General features: G+C 31.7%; 1 protein-coding gene. It reads right to left on the reverse strand.

Annotated features, from left to right (window positions below; translation table 11 throughout):
- The coding region (locus tag VLM92_RS11135) for an ATP-dependent RecD-like DNA helicase (RefSeq protein ID WP_325276418.1) at positions 1-2081 on the reverse strand (2081 nt) is incomplete at its 3' end.
- Positions 2082-2143: the final 62 nt, after the last annotated feature.

Raw genomic sequence — 2143 nt, forward strand, 5'->3', positions numbered from 1 at the left:
GTTGTATCAAATGTACAAATCACTGAGTTCCATTGTGAACCTTGGGAAGAATGAACTGTAATTGCATATGCCAAATTAAGTGTATCTCTTTCTTTGTTTCTAAACTCTACAATTCGACCACCAAAATCCACTCTAATTGTATCTTCTAATATTTCTGTTACTATGCCTATATTCCCATTGAAAACTGGATATTCCTCACCGTTTATATCTTTAGTTCTATAGTTATTCTTTGTGTTTATAACCTTATCTCCTTCTAAGATAACAACGTCTGCCGAGGTCATGTACTCTTTTCTACCAAAAGCAATATTAGCATTAGGATTATACCTTGTTTGTATTAACCTATTTAAACTCGCAGTCGATAATAAACCTCTATTTTTCATAGGTGTAATGATCTGCACTTCCATTACATTTCCATTGTTTTTTTCAAACTCTTTAAAGAACTGCTCTACTACAATTCGATCTAATCCTTCTTTTTCTTGTTGTATAAATAATTCTAAATCTTGTAATTCACCCAGTATAGTATGTCCTTCAAATCCTTTTGGGTATAAATCCACTTGATTTCTTACATCTATAGATTTAGTTATTATTGCAGATGCTTGTGCTTGTCTATGTATTTTAGTTAACTTGACAATAGGTAATATTTCCTTTTGTGTTTTTAATAAATCTGAAAAAACTGCACAATCTCCAATAGATTGTAATTGTCCATCGTCACCTAAAATTATTAGTTTTGCACCATTTTTTATTGCTTTCAATAGCAATAAGAATAGTTCCCCATTAACCATTGAACTTTCGTCTATGATTATTATGTCTGCATATAATGTATGTATCTGCACTGCATTCACATTTCCTGCTACCATCTTTCTAAGATTCAACAATCTGTGAATCGTGGATGCAGGTCTTTGTGTCACTTCTGCAATTCTTTGAGATGCCTTTGCAGATAAACAAGTCATAGATATATCATAGGCATCTAAGACTCTACACATGGCATTCGTCACTGTTGATTTACCAGAACCTGCTTTACCAGTCACCACTGTTATATTGTTATATAGGACTGTTTCTATTCCGTTTGTTTGTTCATCTGTGTGTTGCCATCCTTGTTCTTTTTCCAGTTCCTTTACTATTGCTCTCCAATCATCTGGAACTTCTATATTACTTTCTGCATATGCTATTCTTTTTAACTCTTTAGCAATCTTTTGCTCCAGTTCAAAATAATATCTTAATGCTACTTCATTACCTTCATTGAACAACATGATCGTACCTTCTTGTTGCATTTTAACTATACATTTATTCACTGTATCAAAATCTATTTGCATTAAATCGTTCAATATATGTATTAATTGATTCGATAATAAATATGTTTTTCCATTTGAACCATTTTCTTTTAATATATAATGTATGGCACATTCAATTCTCTCCATTGAGTTCATATCTAAGCCACATTTTCTAGCAATATCATCTGCTACTAAAAAAGATACTCCAGATACCTTTTTGGCAAGTGCATAAGGATTCGTCTTACATAATTCTACTGCAGTAGTAGCACTACCATATGCTTTACATATTCTCATTATAAGATTCTTAGTAAGTCCTAATGGCATCAATTCGGCAAATGCTATACTAAAGTCCAAACTTTCTGCCATGCCTTTGTATATTGCATCTAATTTCTTAAGACCAATTCCTTTTACTTTTAACAATGCATCTGATTCTTTTCTCTCTATCATCCCCAGTGGGTCTGGTAGTTTCATAAGTTCTTCTGCTATTCTTTCTCCACATAATACTTTTAAATATTCTTTAACTTGTTTACTGTTAGTCTTATCTACATCTTTAGTAAGCATAGTTAAGTCATAACTAGTTCCAAAATTATTTGTTTCTTCATTGTCATATACTGCAACAAATTCATCTCCTGCAGTTATAGCAGGTACATTACCTTTCAATGTAATTGTTCCGTATGTTGGATTTATTTTTGGTGCATCACCATCCATATGCTCTATTACTTCTGCAGTAAATATACTAAAATCTCCTGCTTGTGTTTTGTAGCATCCTTTCGGAAACATTATTCTACTTATTCTTATTTTACTTTTCATATTAAAACACTTCCTTCCTTGATACATATAACGTATTTTCTTATGAAAAAGTAAAAAAGTAG

It is taken from the genome of Romboutsia sp. (assembly GCF_035470145.1).
Taxonomy (GTDB): Bacteria; Bacillota; Clostridia; order Peptostreptococcales; family Peptostreptococcaceae; genus Romboutsia_D.